The sequence below is a fragment of the Paraburkholderia hospita genome (genome assembly GCF_002902965.1).
Classification (GTDB): domain Bacteria; phylum Pseudomonadota; class Gammaproteobacteria; order Burkholderiales; family Burkholderiaceae; genus Paraburkholderia; species Paraburkholderia hospita.
Map to the genome: position 1 here is coordinate 1,450,207 of NZ_CP026106.1, position 14,556 is coordinate 1,464,762.

Here is a 14,556-nt window from a genome sequence, read left to right on the forward strand (position 1 = left end):
CACCTGTTGCGCGGCGGCTGGCCGCTTACCTTTGTCCGAAACGGCCAGGTAAGTATAGGCAGGAATTCCGGCGGCCGGGCTGCGTCGGATGTCGCGGGAAGCCGGGCGGCAAAGCCGGCAGCGATGACGGGCGCCCGCCAGGGAAATGCCCTTGCTATTTTTAAACGCGAGTATCACTCTCGATAGAGCCGCATGCCGGGTCAAAGACCGGCAGCCTGTCCGCTGCGCACGCGGACGTCTTTACGGTGGAGCACGCCATGAGGTCCGCCAGTGCCGTTCACGATCCCAGCCGTCAACTGCTGCCGTTTCGCGAGTCGCTGCTCGCGATGCTCGGCATCGCCTTCGTCACCATGCTGGTCGCGCTCGACCAGACCATCGTCGGCACCGCGTTGCCGCGCATCGTCGCCGATCTGAAGGGCTTCGACTTCTACGCGTGGGTCGCGACCTCGTACATGCTCGCGTCCGTCATCACCATTCCGATCTTCGGGCGGCTCGGCGATCTGTACGGCCGCAAGCCGTTCCTGATCGCCGCGATCCTGCTGTTCACGCTGGCGTCGGTACTGTGCGGGCTCGCGAACAGCATGCTGTTCCTGATCGCCGCGCGCGGCCTGCAGGGCATCGGCGGCGGCATTCTGATCGGCACCGTGTTCGCCACCGTCGCCGATCTGTTCCCCGATCCCAAACTCAGGCTGCGCTGGCTCGTGTTCGTCACGTCGTCGTTCGGCATTGCGAACATCGTCGGGCCGACGCTCGGCGGCATGCTCACGCAGATGCAGGGCTGGCGGCTCGTGTTCTTCGTCAACGTGCCCATCGGCGTCGTGTCGCTGATCTTTGTTCAGATGTTTGTGCCGAAACTGCGCCATCTGAAAGCGAGCGGTCCGATCCAGCTCGACTGGCTCGGTGCATTCGTCGTCGCCGTGACGTTCGGCGCGCTGCAACTGCTGATCGAACTGCTTCCGCGCGAGGGCATCAGCGGCACGACGGGGCTGCTCTTCGCGATCACGGCCGTGTGCAGCCTGACGCTGTACTTCTGGGAAAAGCGCATGGGTTATCCCGTCGTGCCCGTCGACGTGCTGCTCGACCGCAAGCTCGCGCCGCTCTTCGCGATGTCGGTGCTCGGCGGCTTTGCGCTGTTTTCGATGGTGTTCTACGTGCCGCTGCTGTTCCAGGGCGGCTACGCGATGTCGCCGCACGATTCCGGCATGCTGATCACGCCGCTGCTGCTCGGTACGACAGTCGGCAGCGTGCTGAACAATCGCATCGTCACGCGTATCCGGCGCGCGAACGGGGTGATGTATGCCGGCTTCGCGTTCTTCGTGATCGGCTGCGTTGCGCTCGTCTCGTTCAAGGGCCACGAGCCGCATATCGTGTGGATGGCGTGCATGGGCGTGAGCGGACTGGGGCTTGGCCTCGTCGCGACCAATCTGACGATCTGCTCGCAGCAGATCGTCGCGCGCGATCACCTCGGCGCGGTGACGGCGTTGATGCAATCGCTGCGGATTTTTGGCGGCATGCTCGGCACCGCGATCACGGGCGCGCTGCTCGGGCATATGTACACGCAGGGCGTGACCCGCTCGCTCGATTCGTATCAGGCGACGCAATGGCTCAAGTCGTTCGCGAGTCCCGATCTGCTGGTTGACCGCAACGAGCAGTCCGCGCTGATCGAACATCTGGTGGCGGCGGGGCATTCCAGCGATCCGATGATGCACATGGCGCGCGAAGCGCTCATCGCGTCGATTCACATCGGCTTGTCCGTCGCGGCGCTCGCCGCGTTGATCGGGCTATGCCTCGCGTGGTTCGTGCCCGCCGTGCAGGTGACCTATGCCGAGACGGAAGTGCGCGGCGCTTGAGGAGCGCTTGAGGAGCATGAGGGGCGTGCGCGCTTTCTGGCTCGGCAGGCTGCCGCGTTTGCTATCATGGCTGTATAAATATACAGCCTTCCGTGTCCGATAGCCGTGCCGACCGACGCTCCCGATCCGTTCTATTACTTGTCGAATTTCGAGCGCGCGCTCGCGTGGATCGCCGGCCGTTACGACGATCTGCTCGACGACAGCGAGCGCGCCTTTCTCGACGCATTCCTGCGCGACGGCGCGCGCCTGCCGAAAGCATCGCGCGCGCTCCTCGTGCGCATGCTGATGCGCAAAGGCACGCTGTTTCGCACGGGGCGGCTCGCGTATGCGGAGATCGGTTGTCCCGTGCAGGCGGCCGTGCCGCTGGCCGCACTCGGCTGGATCGATGCGGACGCAGGCGTGTCACTCGACGAACTGTTCGCGTGCGCGACGCGCCCCGAACTTCAACGCATGTTCGCCGCGTCTCCCGCGCTCAAGGGCCTGCGCAAGGCCGAATGGCTCGAAGCGCTGCGCGTCGCTGACCCCGCGCACGCGCTGCCACGGCGTTATCGCGAGTGGGACGCAGCCGCTGACGAAGCCGCGCTGCGCGTGCTCGTCGCGCCGCTCTGCGAGCGTTTCCGGTTGATGTTCTTCGGCAATCTGCATCAGGACTGGTCCGAGTTCGTGCTCGCCGATCTCGGCGTGTATCAGTACGAGCGCGTGGCGTTCGGGCCGTCGTCGCGGGCGTTCCAGCAGCGGGGCGACGTCGACTGCTATCTGGCGCTGCAAGCGTGCCGCGACGCGCTGGAACTCACGGACGACGAAGCGTTCGACCCGCTGCTCGAAGCCGTCGATGCAATCGATACCCAGCACAACCCCTGGCTCGCGTTGCGCCGCGCGAAGCTGCTGTACGCGATCGGCTATCAGGCCGAACGCCGACGCGACTGGGATGCTGCCTTGCGCATCTACGAGCGCTGCGCGTGGCCGGGTGCGCGACACAGGCGCATGCGCGTGCTGGAGCGCGACGGCCGCGACGAAGCGGCGCTTGCGCTGGCGCTGCAGGCGGCCGCCGTTCCCGAGAGCGAAGAGGAGCAGCAGCGCGTTGCGCGCATGCTGCCGCGCCTGCAACGGCGGCTCGGCGTCGCGGCGCAGAAACCCGCTGGCGTGCGCGCGGCGCAGCGCGGCATGCTCGAATTGCCGCGTCCATTTGAGCCCGTTGCCGTCGAATACGCGGTGCGCGATCATCTGTCGACGGAAGATGCGCCTGTGCATTACGTCGAAAACGCGCTGATCAATTCGCTGTTCGGTCTGCTGTGCTGGGAGCCCGTTTTCGAGGCCGTGCCGGGCGCGTTCTTTCACCCGTTCCAGCGCGGCCCCGCCGATCTGCTCGCGCCCGACTTCCGCGCGCGGCGTGCCGCGCAGTTCGACGTCTGCTTCGCGCAACTGGAAAGCGGCGCGTATCGCGAGACGATCCTGCGTCACTTCGAAACCAAAGCCGGGGTTCAATCGCCGTTCGTGTTCTGGGGCATGCTCACGCCCGAGCTGCTGACGCTCGCGCTCGATTGCCTGCCCGCCGCGCATCTGAAGCTGTGGTTCGAGCGGCTGTTGCTGGATATTCGCGCGAACCGTTCGGGCCTGCCCGACCTGATCCGCTTCTGGCCGCGCGAGCGGCGCTATGAACTGATCGAAGTGAAAGGGCCGGGCGACCGTCTGCAGGACAACCAGATCCGCTGGCTCGCGTACTGCGTGCAGCACGACATGCCCGTGCGCGTGCTGGATATCCGCTGGACCGAAAGCGCCGACGATGCGCTGGTCGGTGCAACGGACGCGGAGGCGGCATGACCTACGTCGTCGCCGTGCGCACGCTCTGCGAATTCACCGCGCGGCGCGGCGATCTCGATCTGCGCTTCACGCCCGCGCCGTCGGCGCTCGAAGGCATCGCCGGACATCAGGCCGTGACGGCGCGCCGCGCATCCGGCTATGAAGCGGAGATCACGCTGACGGGTACGCATCGTGGCCTCACGGTGCGTGGCCGCGCCGACGGCTACGACCGGGCGCTGAACCGGCTTGAAGAGATCAAGACACATCGCGGCGATCTCGAACGAATGCCCGCGAATCATCGCGCGCTGCATTGGGCGCAGGCGCTGGTGTATGGGCATCTACTGTGCGAGGCGCGCGCGCTCGAAGAGTTGACGGTCGCCCTCGTGTACTTCGATATCGCCGACCAGAAGGAAACCGTGCTGACGGAGCAGCACTCGGCCGCTTCGCTGCGCGCGTTTTTCGAGGTTCAGTGCGAGCGCTTCGTCGCGTGGGCCGCGCGCGAAGAAGCGCATCGCGATGCGCGCAACGCCGCGTTGAACGCGCTGCGCTTTCCATACCGCGAGTTTCGCAGCGGTCAGCGCGAACTGTCCGTGGCCGTGTTTCGCGCGGCGCGCGACGGGCGCTGTCTGATGGCGCAGGCGCCGACGGGCATCGGCAAGACGCTCGGCACGATCTTTCCGCTACTGAAGGCGTGCGGCGCTGATCATCTCGACCGGGTGTTCTTCCTGACGGCAAAAACGCCGGGCCGCGCGCTCGCGCTCGAAGCCGTCGAATCCCTGCATCGCAGCGAAGCCGCGCTGCCGTTGCGCACGCTCGAACTCGTCGCGCGCGACAAGGCCTGCGAGCATCCCGACAAATCGTGCGACGGTGATTCCTGTCCGCTCGCGCGCGGCTTCTACGACCGGCTGCCCGCCGCGCGCGACACGGCGTTGCAGGCGCGCACGCTCGACCGCGCAGCCGTGCGCGAAGCGGCGCTTGCGCACGGCATCTGTCCGTACTATCTCGCGCAGGAAATGGCGCGCTGGTGCGACGTGGTGATCGGCGACTACAACTACTACTTCGACAGTAGCGCGATGCTGTACGCGCTGACGCAACTGAACGGCTGGCGCGTCGCGGTGCTCGCCGACGAAGCGCACAATCTGCCCGACCGCGCGCGCCGCATGTACAGCGCGACGCTCGATCAACATGCGTTTCGCGGCGCGCGCCATGCCGCGCCTGTAGCACTGAAAAAGCCGTTCGATCGATTGAACCGCGAATGGAATGCGTTGAACCGCGAGCGCAATGCCGCGTACGAGGTGCTGCCCGGCGTGCCGCCAAAGCTGCAGTCGGCACTGCAAAATCTGATCGCATCGATTGGCGATCAGCTTGCGGAAACCTCGCAATCCGTCGATGAAAACGCGCTGCGTTTCTATTTCGACGCGCTGCATTTCATGTCGCTCGTCGAGCAGTTCGGCCATCATTCGATCGTCGATGTGACGCTCGATGCGCATCGCGGCCAGGCCCACGCGAAGTCATCGACAGAGATTTGCGTGCGCAACGTGATTCCCGCGCCGTTTCTCAAGCCACGCTACGCCGCCGCGCGCGCGACGATCGTGTTCTCCGGCACGCTCAGCCCGCAGCACTTCTATCGCGACATGCTCGGTCTGCCTGACGATACAGGCTGGCTCGACGTCGGAGGGCCGTTCAGGGCCGAGCAGCTGGATGTGCATGTCGCGCATCATGTGTCGACGCGCTGGCGCGACCGCGAGCGCTCGCTCGAACCGATCGTCGATCTGATCGCGCAGCAGTACGCCGCGCGTCCGGGCAACTACCTCGGCTTTCTGAGCAGCTTCGATTATCTGCAGCGCGTCGCCGGATCGATGCGCGAGCGGCATCCGCAGGTGCCCATCTGGACGCAGGAGCCGCGCATGGACGAGACCGCGCGCGACGCGTTCCTCGCGCGCTTCACGACGAGCGGCGCGGGCGTCGGCTTCGCGGTGCTGGGCGGCGCGTTTTCGGAGGGCATCGATCTGGTCGGCGAGCGGCTCATCGGCGCGTTCATCGCGACGCTCGGCTTGCCGCAGATGAACGACGTCAACGAACAGATGCGTCGCACCTTCGATGCGCAGTTCGGCAACGGCTACGACTATGCGTATCTGTATCCGGGTATGCAGAAGGTCGTGCAGGCGGCGGGGCGCGTGATTCGCACCGAGCAGGACGCGGGCGTCGTGCATCTGATCGACGACCGGTATCGGCACGCGGATGTGAAGCGGCTGTTGCCGCGCTGGTGGAAGGTCGCTATATAGCAACAAGAAGCAACAAGAACAGGAGACAACCCGTGCGCGCAGGCGAATACCGCTTCACGACGATCTGGCGCGTCGGCGCGCCGTTACCGGCCGTATGGGATGCCATCCACGATCCGGCGCGCTGGCCGCAATGGTGGACCTGCGTCGAGCGCGTGATCGAAGTGGAGCCGGGCGCGAGCGACGGCGTCGGCGCATTGCATCGCTACACGTGGAAAGGGCGCTTGCCGTATCGCGTCGCGTTCGACATGCGCGTGACCCGCGTCGAGCCGCTCGCTGTGCTCGAAGGCGAAGCGTGCGGCGACGTCGAAGGAACGGGGCGCTGGCACTTCTCGACGCACGGCGAAGCGACGGTGGTGTGCTACGAATGGCGCGTGCGCACGAAGCGCGGCTGGATGAACCTGCTTGCGCCGCTCGCGCGTCCGTTCTTCAAATGGAATCACGATTATGTGATGCAGCGGGGCGGCGAAGCGCTCGCCGATCTGCTCGACGCGCGGCTGCTTGGCGTCGAGCATTCGTCATGAGACGGGCAGCCGCGCAGCCGAGTTGTCGAAGCTCAGTGCCGCGCCACCTTCGATGTCGGCTTTTGCACTTGTTGCGGTCCATCCGGCACATTCGACGGACGCGGTGGGCCTTCGAGCTCGTCATTAGCGGAATCAGAACCGCCTTGCGCGGGATTGGCCGCGACCAGCATGCTGCGCTGTGGATTTGAGATCTCGATGCCCTTCGCGCGGAACGCGTCGAAGATGCGCCGGTTGAATTCGCGCTGCACCGGCCAGCGTGCCGAGTCGCGGCATTGAATCTGGCCGGCGAGCGTGACGGACGCGCCATCGACGGCATCGACGCCCCAGAAGCTGAAGTCCGACAGGATGCCGTCCTTGAACTGCTCGTCTTCGCGCAACGCGGCGCCGATTTCCTTGAGCGTCGCGATCGCGAGGTCGACGTCCTGGCCGTACGCGATGCTGACCCGAACGGCCGCGTTGCCGAGCCCGCGATTCGTATTGTTCACCGTCGACACCGAACTGAACGGCACCGTGTATAGCGAGCCGTCGCCGCCGCGTAGGCGCACCGTGCGGATCGACAGATACTCGACCGTGCCGGACACGCCCGCGAGCGTTACCCAGTCGCCGACCTGCATCGCGTTTTCCATCAGCAGGAAAATTCCCGTGATGAAATCCTGCACCAGCTTTTGCGAGCCGAAGCCGAGCGCAACGCCGAAGATGCTCGCGCTCGCGAGCAGCGGCGCCGTGTTCACGCCAAGCTCGCTCAGGCACGTCATCACGACGACCAGCGCGATCACGACGAACAGCGCCGAGCGCAGCATCGGCACCAGCGTGCGCAGCCGCGCGGCGCGCATCAGGTCGCCGCTTTTGGTCCACTGCGCGAGGCGCTTTTCGACGGATACATTCGCGATCTCCCATACGACCAGCGCAATCACGGCGGCCACGCAGATCGTCACGATGGCCGACGTCAGCCGGTGGCCGATCGCGCCGGGCCGGAAGAACTGCCACACGTCGAGGCCCCACAACTGCAGCAGCACGAGCGCGGTGACGACGATCACGAGCGCTGAGATGGCGCGCCGGATCAACGGGTAGTAGCGGTACGCGTGCTCATGAATCAGCGAACGGTGCTCGCCGTCTTCGACATGAAAGAGCCGCCCGAGCGCGCCGAACAGCACGATCGCCACCACGCGCGCGGCCACCAGCACGGCGAGCGACACACCACCCAGATGCAGCAGCGTGCGGTAGCCGTTGTGCACGTCGAGCGCCCACACGAACCACAGCGCCATCACGATGAACACGGCAACCCACGCCCACATGTCGATCAGGCCGTGCGCCAGCATCGTCACGGTGCGCTGGCTGTCGGCGTCGGTCTCGCCGGTGCGCTCACGCAGCAGTGCGGAAATCGGCGCGCGGCATTGCAGGATCATGATCGACACCATCACGTGCCCGACCAGCGCCAGCAGCTTGACGAGGGGCAAATGCGCCGCGTCGCTCAGGCCGAGCGCGGTGGCGATCTGGATCAGCGCGCCGCCCGCGCCGATCACGCTGACCACGCGAATCACCCAGCGCTGCATGAACAGCGCCCAGCCATCGGGCACCCGCAACAGACGCAGCCGCGGCGCATCCGGCTGCAGGAAAAAGCCTGCGGCGATCACGATCGCGCGGCAGATCACGTACAGGTCGATCAGGCCGTTGAGCGCCGCGTCCTGAACCGTGCCGTCGTCGGTGAAGATCGACATCAGCGCGCTCGCGGCCGCGACGAACACGACGAGCGGCAGCATCCGCAATAGCAGTTGCAGCGCCGCGCTCGGCAGACGCTGCAGCGTGGTCCAGTGATGTTCCGCCTGGCGCTTGCTGCGCGCTTCCTTTTGCTGATTGTTGGGTTTCGGCAAGGACGCGTCGGACGCGGACGATGCAGCCGATGACCTGGGCGGCGTCGACATCGACGGCGCGGCCGGGCTCGCCGCGAAGCCGGCTGCCGCCTGGGCTGCTGCGGCTTCGGCGGCTTCGGCGGTATCGGCGGCCTCGGCGCTCGCAACGGCATCCGAAGCCGCGGCTTCGCGTGCATGCTCGTGCGCTTCGCGGGCCTCACGTGCCTCGCGCCGCAAGATGATCGCGGCGCGCGCCCGGCGCAGCAGCCGGCGCGCGAGCCATTCGAGCCCGATCGCGGGCAGCAGCGTGCCGATCAGCGCGAGCAGCACGCCGAACACTCTTGCACGCTCGTGCGGATCGGAAAGCTGCACGTTCCACCAGTAACGGGCCGACGACGTATCGAGCAGCACCGTGGCCGAGCGCTTGAGCGTCATGCCGCCTTGCGTGATCCAGTGCGCGCCCTGGCGCACCAGCTGCGACGCGAGGCCGTTCGACTTGAACGCGGCGGGCACGCTCGCGCCCGACGCGGCGTCCGCCGCCGTCGCCGATGCGCCCGAGGCCGGTGCGGCGGGTGTCGCGAGCACGCCTGCGGCGGCGATGGCCGTTAGCGTGTCTTCGATCTGCGCGCGCTTTGTGGGGTCGTTCAGCACCTGCAACGCCTGGCGGGCCTGGTCGGGCGTCAGCGTGACAGTGGTGGAGGACGCGCCGGACGCGCTCGTCGTAGCCGTCACGGCGGAGAAGGCGGGCGCGCAGAACAGCGCGAGCAGACAGATCAGGAGAAATTTGCGCATGTAGGGCCGGTGGTCGGCGGCGATGCGCGCACGGCTGGACGCGATGCGGCGCCGGGAGCCACCACGATTCGACTGGAAAATAAAACGACCCCGGCGGCGCACGATAAGTTCCGCAAAGCAGCGAATCCCGTGACCCAACGGGCATGAATGCGTGCGATGCGGGCATTTTCCGTGCGTTTTTGTGCTGACGCACGGCGCGACGACGCCGCTGGCGCGTTATGCGCGTTTACGCGTGAGCGGGGTGGGCGGGCTTGCCGAGCGTCCCGTCGACGACTTCCGTGAACGTCCGTTCTTCGCGCAGGATGAAGCGCTTGGCCTGTGCCATGCCGAAGTTCTCAAGCGCTGCGGGATCGGTGCGCAGCCGCGTGCGATACGCTTCGTAAGCGGCGAGGCTGTCGAACGCAATCAGGCCCCACGCGATGTCGTTGGTCCCTTCGTGCGGCAGAAAATAGCCGAGCAGATGACCGCCGCAGCGCGGAATGATTTCTCCCCAGTTCTCCGCGTACTGTCTGAACGCGTCGCGCTGGAACGGATCGATCTGATAGCGGATGAAACAGGTGATCGTCATGGAGACTCCCGTCGTGGTTGCCGTTAAGTGGATGAGGTCAGTATCCGCGACGCGTCGCGCGCGATGTTTCAGGCTGGATGGAAGTGTCGATGTGCGTTGCGCTATTGTTCACTCTGCGGCTTCTGCTGCCCGCGAATCGTCACCGCCGCGCACGCCGCGCCCAGCAGCGCGCACAGCGCCGACACCAGCGCGACGGCGCGCAGCCCCGCGTCGATGGCATCGGACTGCGCGGCGACAATTTCAGCCGGCACAGCATGCGCGCCCGTCATCATGTCTGGCGCAAGCTGACCCTCGCGATGCAAATCGGCGGGAATGTTCAATTGTTCGAGCCGCTCCGACAGCGCCGCGTTGTGCGACCAGACGAACACGATGCCGAGCACCGCGATCGCCAGCAGGCTCGCGATCCGAGCGACGGCATTGTTGATACCGGACGCGACACCCGTACGCGCGGTGGCAACGGACGTCATCACGGCCGTCGTGAGCGGCGCCACCGTGATCGTCATCCCGAGGCCGAGCACGGCGAGGGCAGGGAAGAAGCTCGTCCAGTAGCGCGCACGGTCGATGTCGAGCCAGCCGGGCAGCGCGAGCAGCGCAAAGCCGGCTGCCGCGATCACAGGGCCGACCGTCAGCAGCCGGCGCGTTCCGTAACGCACGGCCAGCCCGCCCGTGAAGCGCGACAGTACGCCGATCACCACTGGCACGGGCAGCAGCGCGGCGCCCGCTTGCGTCGCCGTGTAGCCGTGCGCGCGAATCAGCGTGAACGGCAGAAAGAACAGCGCGCCGCCCAGACCGAAATACAGCAGCAGCGTGACGAGGTTCGCGCCGCTGAAATCTCGCGAATGAAACACATCGAGCGGCATCATCGGGTCCTGGCTGCGCGCCTCGATGGCGACGAACGCGGCGCACAGAGCCAGTCCGCCGGCGATCATGCCGATCACGATCTCATCGGTGAAACCATGCGACGAAGCGAGCGTGAGACCGTACGTCAACAGGCCGAGTCCTAGTGCCGCCGTCAGTGCGCCCGGCCAGTCGAGGCGCTGCGCAGCGCTTGAGCCGCGGCTAACAGGTATCGACGACAGCGCGAGCGCAACCGTGACGACCGCAATCGGCACGTTCAGATAGAAGATGGCGCGCCACGAGAACGCGTCGACGAGCCAGCCGCCCGCGACGGGCCCGAGTGCCGATGTGATCGCGCCGAAGCCGGCCCATGTGCCGATAGCGCGGCCGCGCTCGCGTTCGTCGAACACGGCGCCGATGATCGCGAGACTGCTCGGCACCAGCAGCGCCGCGCCCGCGCCTTGCACGGCGCGCGCCGCGATCAGCGCGGCGGGTTCGGGCGCGAGGCCGCACGCCGCGGATGCGGCCGTGAACAGCACGATGCCCGCGACGAATACGGTCCGCCGCCCGAGCTTGTCGCCCAGCGCGCCGCCGACGAGCACCAGCGACCCGAGCAGCAACAGATACGCGTTGACGACCCATTGCATCGCCGCGACGCTCGCGCCGAGTTCGGTCTGAATGGCGGGCAGCGCGACGTTGACGACGGAGCCGTCGATGAACGCCATGCTGGAGCCGAGTATCGTCGCGCCGAGCGCGAGGCGCTTGCGCCGGCAGGGAATCCCGGCGGCGGGTTGCGCGCGGATCGCGAGATCGTCGCAGGGGCTGGCCTGGGCAGGGAAGGCGTGCGGCTGGTCGCGCGCGTGGTTCAGAGAAGCGCGGTCGGACATGACGGGTGTCCACTCCATTGCGGTGCGATCGACAATGCAATGGACACATTTAGCGCCACGCCGTTCAGCATCAACTGAACGACGTGAAGGCCGCCGCGTGACTCAAGGGAAGAAACTCAAAGAAAGAAAAGACGAACTCAGCCCACCGACACCGCTGCGACAGCGCGCGGCCGGTGCGAGCCCGCATCGCTGTCGTCGCCGTCGTCCGCGCCGCCCGGATCGGATGAGCCGTCCGTGCCACCATCGGTGCGGCCTTCTCCGCCGGCACGGCGCATCGAGCGCATCGCGTTCGCGTCCGGGTTCATGCGGTTCGCGTTCATCAGCCGGTAGAGCGTCGCGCGCGACACGCCGAGATCGGCCGCCGCGCCCGACAGGTTGTGGCCGTGCCGCTTCAACGCTTCTTCGATTGCCTCGATTTCCGCCCGCGTGCGGATTTCGGCGAGCGTCTTCGCGCGCACGCCCGATATTTCCGGCAAGCCGAGATCGGTTTCCGTGATGAAGCGTCCTTCCGTCATCACGACGGCGCGCCGCACGCAGTTGATCAGCTCGCGCACGTTGCCAGGCCAGTCGTAGTTCGACATCGAGACCACCGCGCTGCTGGAAAAACCGCGAATCTTGTGCGTGCCGTCCTGCCGATACATGCTGAGCGCATAGTCGGCGAGCAGGCGAATGTCGCTGCCGCGTTCGCGCAGCGGCGGCTCATCGAGCCGAAGCACGCACAGCCGGTGATACAGGTCGGCGCGGAAGCGTCCGTCCTTCACGGCGGCTTCGAGATTCACGTGCGTCGCCGAGATCACCCGCACGTCGACCTTGACGGAGGCGTTGCCGCCCAGGCGCTCGATCGTGCCTTCCTGCAGGAAGCGCAGCAGCACGGCCTGGCATTCGTGCGGCATGTCGCCGATTTCGTCGAGGAACAGCGTGCCGCCGTGCGCATGCTCGATGCGGCCGATCTTGCGTTGCAGCGCGCCCGTGAACGCGCCGCGCTCATGGCCGAACAGTTCAGCCTGCAAAAGGGTAGGCGGAATCGCCGCGCAATTGATCGCGACGAAGGCCTGCTGCGCGCGCGTCGAGCCGTCGTGCACCGCGCGCGCGGTCAGTTCCTTGCCCGTGCCCGATTCGCCCGCGATGAACACGGGCGCGTCCGTCTGCGCGCACTTGTCGATCCGGCGATACAGCTTTTGCATCGGCTCGCAATGGCCGACCATGCCGTGCGCGCCGAGCGACGGCTGCGGCCGGAAGCTCGCGCGGCGCAGATTCGACAGGCCGTGCGCGTGACCGAGCGCGAAGATCAGCCGGTCGTTCATGCACGGCGCGGTGACGAAGTCGAAGCAGTAGTCGAGGATGAAGCGGCTGGTGAGGTCGTCGGTGGCGTGGCCGGGCGCGATCTGCGCGATCCAGTTTGCCTCGCCGTGACGCATGCAGGCCTCGAGCGCCGAGAGCTGCTGCTGCGTGACGTCGTCGGGCAGCGTGACGAGGCCGACCTTGATGTCGCCCCGATCGAGCAGTTTTTCCGCAGCGGCCGTGGTCCTGGCGTGTACGACCTGCCATCCGGCCGCGCCCAGAAAGGCTGCGAGCGCTTCGTCGGGCGTCGAGGCCACACAAAGCACGGTGCGGTCGGAAGCGCCCGTTGTGGAAGTGGAATTCATGTTACCCCCGGTAGTGGACGTCGCCCTTGCGCATCGTGCAGCAAGGTCAGTGATCCTTGTACTACGGCAAAACGGTGTGGTCTTTTGAGGGTCCGCATGCGCGAACCCGAGCATTTTTCATTTTCTTCTATATGCGGGTCATGAATGCCGCAATGTCGCCATGCCTTTGCGCTGCGTACATGCTTCGCAACACGAAGTTATCGTCGCATGAAATGCACGGTGAAAACAAAGATAAATGAAAGGGTAGGGGCTTTATATAAGCGTAAATCTGGATGCAGATACACCCTTCTGCAATTTCTACCGGCGCTTAAATCGTTTGCGGATCGCGGCACCTGACAGGCACGTGCAAGTGGGTGTCGCACGCGTCGCCTTGCTGCACAAGGCCGCGCCTCCTTTGCCGCCGGCCTTTTCCCGCCGTCTCAACTCTGCGACACATTTGACAATCGGTTCTTCAGACCGAACGGCAGCTGCCGGCGAACGGTAGATCTGACCGGAAGCCATTGGCACCGGGCTTCGCGGCCCGATTCATCGCATCTTTGAGCGCGCGCCGACGGCTATGTGGCCTGGCGAACGCGCGCCCCGCGCTTCGAAATCACGTTACGGGTTCGCAACATCGCGAACCGCGGGCCTCTGAAAAACTGCGTGGCGCGCAAGCCCGATCACGGCGCGACAAGGGTTTGCGGGTACATGGCACACCCGTTGCGATATGGCTGTCACGACGAAAACGTTGCTGCCGGAAAGCAGGGCCAAAGGAAGTCTCCGGCAGCAGCACAGAACTTCGCAGTCGCGGCCGGGGTTTGCCACATGCGACTGTGGGGGCGGCGGAGCCAATGGGGGGCGGACGTCGGCAGAAAGTGGCGCGAATGGTTCGTACGACGTACGGCCATTCGCGACCATGACGACACCTTCGGCGGCACTTGCCGGTTGTACCCGTCCGAAAGGGCGGTTTTATTGGTCAATGCGCATGGGGCGCGGCGGCCATGTGACATCTTATTTCCTACGGGGGACATATGAAGAACGCAATCCAACAATTTCTGCGCGAAGAAGACGGCGTATCGGCAATCGAATACGGCCTGCTGGCTGGGCTGATTGCGGTGGCGATCGTTACGACGGTGGGCTTGATCGGCACCAATCTCAACCGCGTCTTTGGTTACGTCAAAGACAAGCTGGTTGGCATCACGCAACCGACCTGAGCTTGGCGAGATCCAGTCCGCACCAGTCCAAATCTCTACGGGGAAGACCATGAAAAATGCAGTTCAGAACTTTCTGCGCGAAGAAGACGGCGTATCGGCCATCGAATACGGGTTGCTTGCAGGCCTGATCGCAGTGGCGATCGTCACGACGGTCGGGCTGATAGGCACCAATCTCGATCGCGTCTTCGGCTACGTCAAGGACAAGCTGGTTGGCATCACCCAACCGACCTGATCCAGGCTGTTTCGCGTTCGCGTCACCTGACCGCCGCCTGGCCTCGAAATACGGTCGTTCGAGGCAGGCAGCGGCAAACAGAAAAGTCCATTCAA

At 65.7% G+C, this 14,556-nt stretch carries 10 protein-coding genes; 6 read left to right on the forward strand and 4 right to left on the reverse strand.

Annotated elements, in window-relative coordinates:
- Positions 1 to 257: 257 nt before the first annotated feature.
- From C2L64_RS24880 to C2L64_RS24895, 4 genes are all read left to right on the forward strand, one after another.
- A complete protein-coding gene (locus C2L64_RS24880; RefSeq protein ID WP_007583625.1) occupies positions 258 to 1,850 on the forward strand; it encodes an MFS transporter in 1,593 nt (530 codons plus the stop codon).
- 105 nt (positions 1,851 to 1,955) lie between these two features.
- Positions 1,956 to 3,671 (forward strand): VRR-NUC domain-containing protein, encoded by a 1,716-nt coding sequence (locus C2L64_RS24885; RefSeq protein ID WP_007583622.1) that lies wholly within the window; start codon positions 1,956 to 1,958, stop codon positions 3,669 to 3,671.
- Positions 3,668 to 5,935 (forward strand): ATP-dependent DNA helicase, encoded by a 2,268-nt coding sequence (locus C2L64_RS24890; protein WP_007583620.1) that lies wholly within the window; start codon positions 3,668 to 3,670, stop codon positions 5,933 to 5,935. The genes C2L64_RS24885 and C2L64_RS24890 overlap by 4 nt, the downstream gene beginning before the upstream one ends.
- A gap of 32 nt (positions 5,936 to 5,967) precedes the next feature.
- Complete coding sequence (locus tag C2L64_RS24895) at positions 5,968 to 6,456, forward strand: SRPBCC family protein (RefSeq protein ID WP_007583618.1); 489 nt, start codon at positions 5,968 to 5,970, stop codon at positions 6,454 to 6,456.
- A 32-nt stretch (positions 6,457 to 6,488) separates the two neighbouring features.
- On the opposite strand, the gene C2L64_RS24900 is transcribed toward C2L64_RS24895, so the two are convergent.
- From C2L64_RS24900 to C2L64_RS24915, 4 genes are all read right to left on the reverse strand, one after another.
- Positions 6,489 to 9,098, reverse strand: coding sequence for a mechanosensitive ion channel domain-containing protein (locus C2L64_RS24900; RefSeq protein WP_007583616.1), 2,610 nt, complete (start codon positions 9,096 to 9,098; stop codon positions 6,489 to 6,491).
- Between the two features lie 226 nt (positions 9,099 to 9,324).
- Entirely contained in the window at positions 9,325 to 9,666 is a 342-nt protein-coding gene (locus C2L64_RS24905; protein ID WP_007583615.1) for an NIPSNAP family protein, read from the reverse strand.
- A gap of 101 nt (positions 9,667 to 9,767) precedes the next feature.
- Positions 9,768 to 11,390 carry an MFS transporter gene (locus C2L64_RS24910; RefSeq protein ID WP_007583613.1) on the reverse strand — a complete coding sequence of 541 codons (1,623 nt, stop codon included), beginning with the start codon at positions 11,388 to 11,390 and terminating at the stop codon, positions 9,768 to 9,770.
- 137 nt (positions 11,391 to 11,527) lie between these two features.
- Positions 11,528 to 13,036: a sigma-54 dependent transcriptional regulator gene (locus tag C2L64_RS24915; protein ID WP_007583611.1), complete on the reverse strand. Its 1,509-nt coding sequence runs from the start codon at positions 13,034 to 13,036 to the stop codon at positions 11,528 to 11,530.
- A gap of 1,010 nt (positions 13,037 to 14,046) precedes the next feature.
- Between C2L64_RS24915 and C2L64_RS24920 the strand changes: the two genes are divergently transcribed.
- Together C2L64_RS24920 and C2L64_RS24925 are read left to right on the forward strand one after the other, a co-directional pair.
- Positions 14,047 to 14,229 carry a Flp family type IVb pilin gene (locus tag C2L64_RS24920; RefSeq protein ID WP_007583609.1) on the forward strand — a complete coding sequence of 61 codons (183 nt, stop codon included), beginning with the start codon at positions 14,047 to 14,049 and terminating at the stop codon, positions 14,227 to 14,229.
- 49 nt (positions 14,230 to 14,278) lie between these two features.
- Positions 14,279 to 14,461, forward strand: a complete 183-nt coding sequence (locus C2L64_RS24925) for a Flp family type IVb pilin (protein WP_007583607.1) — start codon at positions 14,279 to 14,281, stop codon at positions 14,459 to 14,461.
- Positions 14,462 to 14,556: the final 95 nt, after the last annotated feature.

What these genes read in the sequence shown, in the direction of transcription:
- C2L64_RS24920 (WP_007583609.1), top strand. Translation starts at nt 14,047, where the DNA reads ATGAAGAACGCAATCCAACAATTTCTGCGCGAAGAAGACGGCGTATCG.
- C2L64_RS24890 (WP_007583620.1), top strand. Translation starts at nt 3,668, where the DNA reads ATGACCTACGTCGTCGCCGTGCGCACGCTCTGCGAATTCACCGCGCGG.
- C2L64_RS24900 (WP_007583616.1), bottom strand. Translation starts at nt 9,098, where the DNA reads ATGCGCAAATTTCTCCTGATCTGTCTGCTCGCGCTGTTCTGCGCGCCC.
- C2L64_RS24925 (WP_007583607.1), top strand. Translation starts at nt 14,279, where the DNA reads ATGAAAAATGCAGTTCAGAACTTTCTGCGCGAAGAAGACGGCGTATCG.
- C2L64_RS24905 (WP_007583615.1), bottom strand. Translation starts at nt 9,666, where the DNA reads ATGACGATCACCTGTTTCATCCGCTATCAGATCGATCCGTTCCAGCGC.
- C2L64_RS24880 (WP_007583625.1), top strand. Translation starts at nt 258, where the DNA reads ATGAGGTCCGCCAGTGCCGTTCACGATCCCAGCCGTCAACTGCTGCCG.
- C2L64_RS24915 (WP_007583611.1), bottom strand. Translation starts at nt 13,036, where the DNA reads ATGAATTCCACTTCCACAACGGGCGCTTCCGACCGCACCGTGCTTTGT.
- C2L64_RS24910 (WP_007583613.1), bottom strand. Translation starts at nt 11,390, where the DNA reads ATGTCCGACCGCGCTTCTCTGAACCACGCGCGCGACCAGCCGCACGCC.